Origin of the sequence: Roseivirga sp. UBA838 (assembly GCF_002296035.1) — a bacterium.
GTDB classification, from domain to species: Bacteria; Bacteroidota; Bacteroidia; order Cytophagales; family Cyclobacteriaceae; genus Roseivirga; species Roseivirga thermotolerans.
The window spans coordinates 74,955-83,972 of the sequence record NZ_DBHC01000029.1 but is presented as its reverse complement, the minus strand read 5'-3'; the positions used below and the strand labels follow the sequence as shown (position 1 = coordinate 83,972).

General features: G+C 41.2%; 8 protein-coding genes. 7 read left to right on the top strand and 1 reads right to left on the bottom strand.

Annotation, left to right across the window (positions count from 1 at the left end; all coding sequences use genetic code 11):
• The first annotated feature begins 99 nt into the window (after positions 1 to 99).
• From B3O12_RS09960 to B3O12_RS09935, 6 genes are all read left to right on the top strand, one after another.
• Positions 100 to 2,082 (top strand): BatA domain-containing protein, encoded by a 1,983-nt coding sequence (locus B3O12_RS09960; protein ID WP_286756182.1) that lies wholly within the window; start codon positions 100 to 102, stop codon positions 2,080 to 2,082.
• Between the two features lies 1 nt (position 2,083).
• The gene (locus tag B3O12_RS09955) at positions 2,084 to 3,343 is read left to right on the top strand and encodes a dihydroorotase (protein ID WP_286756181.1); all 1,260 of its coding nucleotides are present in this window, start codon (positions 2,084 to 2,086) and stop codon (positions 3,341 to 3,343) included.
• Positions 3,340 to 3,882 (top strand): DUF4199 domain-containing protein, encoded by a 543-nt coding sequence (locus tag B3O12_RS09950; RefSeq protein ID WP_286756180.1) that lies wholly within the window; start codon positions 3,340 to 3,342, stop codon positions 3,880 to 3,882. Before B3O12_RS09955 ends, B3O12_RS09950 begins: the two co-directional genes overlap by 4 nt.
• A gap of 115 nt (positions 3,883 to 3,997) precedes the next feature.
• Positions 3,998 to 4,501, top strand: coding sequence for a DUF4199 domain-containing protein (locus B3O12_RS09945; protein WP_189630077.1), 504 nt, complete (start codon positions 3,998 to 4,000; stop codon positions 4,499 to 4,501).
• Positions 4,482 to 5,462 (top strand): glycosyltransferase family 2 protein, encoded by a 981-nt coding sequence (locus B3O12_RS09940; RefSeq protein ID WP_229838625.1) that lies wholly within the window; start codon positions 4,482 to 4,484, stop codon positions 5,460 to 5,462. The genes B3O12_RS09945 and B3O12_RS09940 overlap by 20 nt, the downstream gene beginning before the upstream one ends.
• On the top strand, positions 5,462 to 6,442 hold the full coding sequence (locus B3O12_RS09935; protein WP_286756179.1) for a glycosyltransferase: 981 nt from the start codon (positions 5,462 to 5,464) through the stop codon (positions 6,440 to 6,442). The genes B3O12_RS09940 and B3O12_RS09935 overlap by 1 nt, the downstream gene beginning before the upstream one ends.
• On the opposite strand, the gene B3O12_RS09930 is transcribed toward B3O12_RS09935, so the two are convergent.
• Positions 6,421 to 7,188 (bottom strand): class I SAM-dependent methyltransferase, encoded by a 768-nt coding sequence (locus B3O12_RS09930; RefSeq protein ID WP_286756178.1) that lies wholly within the window; start codon positions 7,186 to 7,188, stop codon positions 6,421 to 6,423. The two genes, B3O12_RS09935 and B3O12_RS09930, sit on opposite strands and share 22 nt — an antisense overlap.
• Before the next feature lie 336 nt (positions 7,189 to 7,524).
• On the opposite strand from B3O12_RS09930, the gene B3O12_RS09925 reads away from it, so the two are divergent.
• Positions 7,525 to 9,003, top strand: coding sequence for an efflux RND transporter periplasmic adaptor subunit (locus tag B3O12_RS09925; RefSeq protein WP_189630080.1), 1,479 nt, complete (start codon positions 7,525 to 7,527; stop codon positions 9,001 to 9,003).
• Positions 9,004 to 9,018 lie beyond the last annotated feature (15 nt).

Genomic DNA, 9,018 nt, shown 5'->3' with positions numbered 1-9,018 from the left:
CCCGCTTATACTTCTTGTCAGGCTACTTAAAAGACTAGTGTAGTAAGCATAAATTATTTCGCTAGTTTGCGTTCACTACTAGTAATAGAAAAGTAGAATATGAATGCTCAGCTTATATTTTTGGCTCCAAATGTGTTGTTTGGGTTGTTTGCCATATTGATACCTGTCATAATTCACCTTTTTAATCTTAGGAGAACGAAGAGACAGTACTTTCCAAATGTTTCCTTTTTAAAGAAAGTGAAGGAGGAGAGTTCGGCTAAGAGAAAGCCGGTAGAGTTGCTGATATTGGTGTGTAGAATATTAGCTGTTTCACTATTAGTGCTTGCCTTTGCCAGGCCAACACTGAAGGATGGAGATGATGATTTGGCCCTTCAAGAGAGGGTTATACTATACTTAGATAATTCTTTGAGCCTGTCCGGTACGGATAGTGAATATGACTTTAACCGGCTGGTTAGGGAGACATCGGATGTTATTTTGGCCTATCCGGATGGCACCTCCTTTCATCTCCTGGAAAATGGCTATGGAAACTCTCTGGGTCTAGAATATTCCAAGGAGTCTGTTTCTGAACAGCTGACTGAGTTGGAGCAGATTGAAGCCGATAGAACCTTGTCAGAAGTTGGGACACGAATTAATGCAGCAGGGCTAAGCGGGGATATTTATCTCTTTTCTGATTTTCAGAATAAGTTTGATTTTGAAGCTATCCGTATGGACACAAGTAATAACTATTATATAGTGCCCATAATACCCGAGGAAGTCTCTAATGTATATATAGATACCGCTTATTTGGAGAACACCTTTCTTTCAGGTTCTTTTTCTAATTTGTTAAAACTTAAGGTTAGAAGAAACTACAGGGATGAGCAGGTAGTTAACCTGAAGCTAAATATTGATGGACAGCTTTTTGGGACTGCCGAAATAGATTTTGGTAATCAGTTAATTCAAGATCATGAGTTTCAGATTCCACAGGGAACGGCAGGTCTTGAGCGTGTTCTGGTAGAGATTGATGATTCAGGTCTACTCTTCGATAATTCTTTTTATCTATCGATTAATGCTCTAGATAAGATCAAAGTAATTGAGATTTTTGACTCATCTTCTCCTTCGTTTATACAGGCACTCTATAGCGAGAACGAAATGTTTGACTTTGTTAGAATGGACTCACGATTTCTGGATAACGAAGTATTATCTTCTGCTAACCTAATTGTTGTTAATCAGCTGATTGCATTTTCAAATCAATTGGTGAACGCTCTAGAAAATCGATTGAATGAAGGGGGCAGCGTAATAGTTGTGCCAGATAGGAATACCAGGTCTAGTGATCTTTCACGTTTAGGAATACAAGTTGTTTCAGATATTGCCGAAAGAGTTGAACTGAATCAGCCGGATTTTGAGAACCCGATATTTGATGGAGTGTTCGAGGAGCCCGATGAGCGTATTGAGATGCCAGAAGCTTCTGTGTCATGGCGGTTACTTAATAGCGAGCTGGACTATCTCACGTTTAAGAACGGAAGAAGCTTTTTGGCCAAGGTGAGCCGAACGGGCAATTTGTTTTTCTATACTTCTCCTTTTAACGAAAGTTATACCTCTTATACTAACCATGCTCTTTTTGTACCGGTGATGTATAAGCTGGCACTTGGTAGCCAGGCTAGCCTGTCGAAGGTTTACTATTATTCCGACCAGGAGACCATCTTTTATCCAAACCAGGATGAGCTTATTGGCAAGGTGGTGACTTTTGAGGGGCAAGATGGTGCAATTACTCCTGACCAGAGGATACTTGGTGGACAAATTATTTTTGAGATTCCGAAAGGTGTTGTTCGGTCGGGGCACTATTCGATTACGGTTGAAGGGGAATCTTATGGTACCATAGCCTTTAATGTGCCTAAATCGGAATCGAATATCTCTCCAATTGACAGACAAGTTTTGACTGAACTAAATGGTTACGACCATATAACGGTAATCGACCTCAATGAGGAGAACTCAGCCTCACGCTTTTTAGAGGCTGGAGTGGTGGGCAAGTCTTTATGGGCTCAACTCTTAATTGCCGCACTGTTTTTTCTTTTTGCAGAAATAATTTTAATCCGATATTTGTAGCATGGAGTTTCTAATCCGTTCCGCTCAAATAATCGACAAATCTTCTTCTTTTCACCTTCAGCATAAAGACCTTCTCATTAGCAACGGCATCATTAAAACAATTGCCGATAATATTGAGTATGAAGGCCAAATTATTGAAGCTGATGGTCTTTGTGTTTCTATTGGCTGGATGGACATGCGAGCGCACTATCAAGATCCGGGAAATGAACACAAAGAAGATATGGAATCAGGAGCTGCGGTATCAGCTTCAGGAGGCTTTACTGACGTGCTTCTTTTGCCAAATACCTCACCTGTGATTAGCTCAAAAAATGCTGTTTCATATTATCATAAGTGGAATAAGAGTTCGGCTGTGCAACTGCACCCAATGGCTGCTCTTACATTGGGTTGTGAAGGTAAGGAATTGACTGAAATGATCGATTTGCACACTGCAGGAGCCCAAGCTTTTAGTGATGGGTTGCGTCCGGTATGGCATTCGGACATCATGCTCAAAGGTTTACAATATCTTCAGAAGTTTAACGGTTTGCTGATTAACAAGGCAGAAGATGAAATGCTTTCTTCCTTTGGACATATGAATGAAGGTAAAGTGAGCACATTGATGGGCCTTAAAGGCATACCCGTTCTTGCTGAAACGCTTATGATTCAAAGAGATTTGAATCTGTTGGAGTATACAGGGGGGAGACTACACATTAGTTTGGTTTCTTCGGTTGAAGGCCTGGAGTTGATTAGAGTGGCTAAGAAAAAAGGGTTGAACGTGACTTGTGATGTAGGGGTAAACTACCTGAAGTTTACGGATGAAGACTTGCAAGACTATGACACCTCTCTTAAAGTGAGCCCTCCATACAGGACAGAAACAGACCGTATGGCCTTGTTAGACGGAATATTGGATGGAACGGTAGACTGTTTGGTGTCTGACCACATTCCTCATGATGAGGAGAGTAAAAAACTGGAGTTTGACTTGGCCGATTTCGGATCGAGCAATCAACAAACCTTTTTTGGGGTTGTAAGTGAGGCTTTGGGAGGTTCTTTATTTGACTCCATAGAACTCTTTACTTCAAAGCCTAGAAAGTTACTACAACTGAGAGTGCCCCAGATCAAAGAAGGGGAGAGTGCCTGTCTTACTCTTTTCAATAATGACGAATGGACAATGAATGACCATACAAATAAGTCAAAATCGGTTGCTTCACCTTTATTTGGCCAGACTATCAAAGGCAAAGTGCTCGGGATTATCAATAATGGTCAACTTGTTTTGAACGACATATGAAAGTAAGGCCCATTATTCCCAAGCTTGGTATTCGCTACGGTATTGCCGGAGGCTTGTTGGCGGTATTGTCTTTCGTAGTCTTCTATTACTTGGACCAACAGCCCTGGAGAAACCTTGTTTCGTTCTTATTGGATATAGTAATTGTTGGTTTTTTCTGTGTGCTTCCTATACGCGAGTTCAAGGTTCGTTACAATCAAGGAGAGCTTCGGTTTTATCATGGCATGTCCATTGGTTTTTTAAGTTATGTGTTTATAGGGATTATTTATTCCCTGTTTATTATGCTGTTTGTGTTGTGGATAGAGCCCGGCTACTTTGAACTTTACAAATCTGTGCAGTTGGAGGAGATTGAAGGAATGAAAGAACTAATGATGAGTCGTGTAAAGGAAAACCCGGAGCAGTTTTATCAACAACAATTAGATGGCATTAAAGAGATAACCAAAGGTTCGCTGATTTTCGATGCCTTCGTTAAAAAGGTGATCATTGGTTTATTTTTAACACCTATTTTTTCAATTGTACTTAGAACCCAACGGCCGAAATAATTCGCTAATCCGGTTTATCTGTCGCTCAAGTAAAAACCTATGCAGTTTTATCATTTGTAGGTAAACTTGAGATAAATAAGTATTTTTCTAGATATCAACCTTATAATCAAAAATTATGGAAGAGCAAATAACAACAGGTGCTGTTGGTCGTAAATACGGTCTCATATTTGGGCTAATTAGCGCTATGATTTTTATTGGTAGTGCGGCAGCCCGGTTAGATTTAGGCTTTGCCGGTATACCAATTAGCTGGGGTGTTGTAATTACAGCATTGGTATTGGCCTGTAAGAACTTTAAGGCCGAAAATGGAGGATTCATGTCTTTTGGGCAAGGATTTTCTGTTTCCATGTGGGTTACTTTTATTGGTGGAATTGTGAGATCCGTGCTTCAGTATGTATATGTAATGATCGACCCGGATTATATGGATTTCTTGAAAGAACAGAGAGCTAATCAGTCGTTTGGTCCAGCTCCTGATCCAAATCAACCGGTGCCCGATTGGGTTGAGTTCTTTAATACGGCTGAGTTTTTGGTAATAGCCAGCATAATTTCGGCTATCTTTGCAGGCCTAATCTTTGGGGCAATTGTTGCTGCAGTTACAAAGAATGAAGCCGAAGAATTCTAGCTTGATAGATATTTCGATAGTTATACCACTCTTTAATGAAGAGGAGTCAATTCCCGAATTGATTCAATGGATAAGCCGTGTGATGGACTCACATGGCTTTTCTTATGAGGTGATTTTGGTCGATGACGGTAGTCGTGATGGGTCGTGGAAGGTGATTGAAGAGTTGAAAGGTACATACCCTATCAAGGGCATTCGATTTAACCGAAACTATGGTAAATCGGCCGCCTTAAATACGGGGTTTAGATTTGTTTCGGGCGAGGTTGTAATTACCATGGATGCCGATTTGCAAGATAGTCCGGACGAGATTCCAGAACTTTATCGTATGATTAAGGATGGGAATCATTTGGTGTCGGGCTGGAAAAGGAAGCGTCATGACCCCATCAGCAAAACAGTGCCATCTAAGTTTTTCAACTGGGTTACTCGCATACTCTCAGGTATTCGTCTTCACGATTTTAACTGTGGGCTTAAGGCCTATGATTATCGATTGGTCAAAACACTGGAGATATACGGAGAAATGCACCGCTATATTCCGGTAATAGCCAAGCGTAATGGCTTTGAAAAGATAACCGAGAAAGAAGTAGTGCACAGAGCGCGTAAATATGGAAAGACCAAGTTTGGTTTGGAAAGGTTTATTTATGGGTTTCTCGATTTGCTCTCCATTTCATTTGTAAGCAAGTATAAGAAACGCCCAATGCATTTCTTTGGTACCCTTGGTACATTGTCTTTTCTAGCCGGTTTTTTCATGGTGCTATGGATTATATGGGAGAAGCTTAGGGCAATTTATATTATCCATACAACAGACTACAGAGATGTAGTTGAACAACCGTTGTTCTTTTTATCGCTGGCGGCTATTATAATTGGTGTACAGCTTTTTTTGGCCGGGTTTATTGGAGAAATGATGGTTATGAACAACCATCGTAAAAACGACTACATCATAGACCAAACCATAGGGGTTGAGTAATGCACTATTATTCTGTGATCGTTCCGGTATATAACCGTCCGGATGAGGTTAAAGAGCTTTTAGACTCGCTCGTTCAACAAACCTATAAGAACTTTGAAGTAATCCTTGTAGAAGACGGTTCAACTAAGACTTGTAAATCCGTGGCGGACTCTTTTTCGGATACGCTCAGGGTACGGTATTATTTTAAAGAGAACAGCGGGCAAGGCTTTAGTCGAAACTTTGGTTTTGATAAGGCTGTGGGCGATTACCTTATTGTTTTTGACTCTGACTGCATTGTGCCACCACACTATTTTGATGCGGTTAATCGCTTTTTAGAAAAACAGCCCGCAGATGCTTTTGGAGGGCCGGATAAAGCCCATGCCTCGTTCAGTAGTTTACAGAAAGCAATTAGCTATTCCATGACCTCCGTTCTAACTACAGGAGGAATTCGAGGGAATAAGAAACATGTAGGAACATTTCATCCTCGCAGTTTCAACATGGGTATTTCCCGTAAGGTTTACGATACCACGGGGGGCTATAAAATAACCCGGATGGGCGAAGATATTGAGCTTAGTATAAGAATACTCCAGTCAGGCTTTAAGACGTCACTTATTCCAGAGGCCTATGTATATCATAAAAGAAGAACAAGCCTAAGCCAATTTTACAAGCAGTTACATTTTTTTGGAAGAGCCAGAGTCAATGTAAACCGCTTTTGGCCCGGAGAAATGAAGTTAATTCACCTGTTGCCACTCTTTTTTGTGCTTATAATTTATGGATGGTTCTCCACGCTGTTCTACTCACACAGCCTGTTTAAACTTGGGGCATTTGTTCTGATGTTTTACTATCTGGCCATATTCTTACATAGTGTTGTAAAGAACAAAAGTCTTAGAGTGGGGGTGCTTAGTATTGTTACCTCATTCATTCAGCTATATGCTTATGGAATGGGGATAGTTGCAGAAGTGATAAGGCCTAGAGGAAATCAGTTTTTTGCACAGAAATAAATAATCTCATTAGCTGGGAGCGCATAGCGCCTTACCATTTCATTTGGCAGTTCCATTACAAAACGATCTTCTTTTACCGTAAACCCTGCCTTTTGGAGGCGTTGGCCGTAGTCAAGGCCATAGAGTCTTACGTGGTCGGCCTGCCAATATACCTTTTCACGTTCTTTGGGGTCGGTAATGCTGGGATCTTCGAGCGTTGTAGAGCGGCTATAATCTTGTGGAGATTGAATGATGGCCCAGCCTCCCTTTTTTAATACACGATGAATCTCAGACATGGCCTTGATGTCATCTTCTACGTGTTCCATTACATGATTACAAAAAACCACATCGAAGGTATTGTCTTCAAAGGGAATATCATGAACGTCCATCTTTACATCGGCCAGTGGAGATTCCAGGTCGGCAGTGGTGTAGTCCAGATTCTCCATTGATTTAAAGCGATCTATAAAGCAAAGCTCCGGAGCTATATGAAGCAACTTATGAGGAGCGTTAAAAAAACTGGTTCTTTCTTTAAGATAGAGCCACATGAGTCTGTGCCGTTCCAGCGAAAGAGAGTCCGGGCACAAGGCATTGGGTCTTGGGTTTAACCGGCCATAAGGAAGAAACTTTCGGTATTTTATTTCGCAAATAGGGCACTCCACATTGTTGCCGCGCATAAAGAGACTCACAAATCGGAGAATATAATGGCTGAAGTATTGCAGATACCTGCGTGGTACAAACCTTAAGGTTAAACTTATGAGCTTCTTCATGGTCTAAGTTTCGTCAAAGATAGAAATCAATACTTTTTGGCCTAAGTCCATCCAAACATTGATGCTTCAAATAATGAGGCTTATTTACCGCTCCTATAAATGGGTAAATTTTTATTAAACCATTAAACCCTTTAAAACATCTAAAAATATGAGCCTTTGGCAATCTGTGGTGTTGAACAAATAAAAAAGGAGGCAGTTTACACCATAGCTTGTTAAAAGCTGTAAAAGGCGCACTTTCTAATTATTTTAGAGGTGCTAAAGTTTTTTAGGTGGATGAAAATCCAGCAAGAATAAACATAATTTCGCCAACATATTTTAAGTAGAGACAAAAGAGTCATGAAAAAGAAACTCACCATTTTCGCCTTAGTTGTAGTAACAGCCATTATTGTTGCTGCCACAGTGTTCAATCCCTCTTCGGCAGAAGAAGGTCCTGCGCTGTTCGCAACAGCAGAAAAAGGCTCCTTTACTGTAGAGGTTACGACAACCGGTGAATTATCCGCTGAAAGGTCGACCAAAATCATGGGACCAATAAATGCCAGAGAGTATGGTATTCGTCAAATTACAGTTCAGCGATTAGTAGAAGAAGGTACCCAGGTTCAAGAAGGCGACTTTGTGGCCCAATTAGACCCTAGTGAGCTATATGATAAAATCCAGCAAGAGAAAGAACAGCTGGATGCTCAAATTGCCGAGTTCGATAACGCCAAAATCGATACTGCACTAACTCTTAGAAGTGAGCGCGATAAACTTATTAATCTGGACTATCAGATTGAAGAGAAGCAATTGCAACTTGAGCAATCGCAGTATGAACCACCGGCCACCATCAAGAAATATGAGAATGAGTTAGAAAAGCTTAAGCGCGATAAAGACCGGGCGCTGGAAGAATATCAACTCAAAATTCAGCAGGCCAAAGCAAAGATGATTGAAGAGACGGCCGATTTGAGAAGACGTCAGTCGCGCTATGATAATATGCAAAAGGTATTGGAAGATTTCCGAATACTGGCTCCTCAGGCCGGAATGGTTATCTATACCAAAATGGGAAGCGAACGAATTGTTGAGGGCTCACAAATAAATGTTTGGAACCCAGAAGTAGCCGAGTTGCCCGACCTTTCCAGCATGATTTCTACAACATACATCAACGAGGTAGATATCAGAAAAGTAAAAGTGGGACAAGAAGTTCAAATTGGTTTGGACGCTTTTCCTGAAAAGAAATTAACCGGACGCGTAATCAGAGTTGCCCGAGTTGGACAACAAAACCCTAACTCTGACGCTAAGGTATTTGAAGTTGTGGTAAGGGTAAACGAAAGAGACAGCGACCTCAGACCAGCCATGACAACCAGCAATGTTATTATCACTCAGAAGCTCACAGATGTGGTATACGTACCATTGGAATGTCTTAATACCTACAATGACTCCATTAACTACGTGATCAAAAAGAATGGCACCTTGCAAGAAGTGCTAGTGGGGCTAACCAATAGCAACGAAGCTGTTATTGAGAAGGGTGTTGAGCCGGGCGAGGTATTATACCTAAGTCGTCCTGACAACATTGAGGGTAAAGAACCTAAGTTATTGCCTGAGTTGAATGGCAAGAGAAATCAGAAGTACGAGACTACAGATCCTGAAAACTCTTTGGACGATGCCTCTAAATGGGTGTTGCCTAATGGAGAGCCAATGTCTCCCGAAATGATTCAACGATTGAAAGACCGGGGAATAACAGACCCATCTCAACTGCAAAACATGATGAGAGGTGGTCAGCGCCCTCAAGGCGGTTCTTCAGGTAGAGAAGGTGCCGCCCGATCAGGACAGCCTAACCGATAAGCCCCAAAACTCTAA

Excerpts from the sequence above, each read along its gene's own strand:
- B3O12_RS09960 (WP_286756182.1), top strand. The coding sequence starts at position 100 with ATGAATGCTCAGCTTATATTTTTGGCTCCAAATGTGTTGTTTGGGTTG.
- B3O12_RS09955 (WP_286756181.1), top strand. The coding sequence starts at position 2,084 with ATGGAGTTTCTAATCCGTTCCGCTCAAATAATCGACAAATCTTCTTCT.
- B3O12_RS09950 (WP_286756180.1), top strand. The coding sequence starts at position 3,340 with ATGAAAGTAAGGCCCATTATTCCCAAGCTTGGTATTCGCTACGGTATT.
- B3O12_RS09945 (WP_189630077.1), top strand. The coding sequence starts at position 3,998 with ATGGAAGAGCAAATAACAACAGGTGCTGTTGGTCGTAAATACGGTCTC.
- B3O12_RS09940 (WP_229838625.1), top strand. The coding sequence starts at position 4,482 with ATGAAGCCGAAGAATTCTAGCTTGATAGATATTTCGATAGTTATACCA.
- B3O12_RS09935 (WP_286756179.1), top strand. The coding sequence starts at position 5,462 with ATGCACTATTATTCTGTGATCGTTCCGGTATATAACCGTCCGGATGAG.
- B3O12_RS09930 (WP_286756178.1), bottom strand. The coding sequence starts at position 7,188 with ATGAAGAAGCTCATAAGTTTAACCTTAAGGTTTGTACCACGCAGGTAT.
- B3O12_RS09925 (WP_189630080.1), top strand. The coding sequence starts at position 7,525 with ATGAAAAAGAAACTCACCATTTTCGCCTTAGTTGTAGTAACAGCCATT.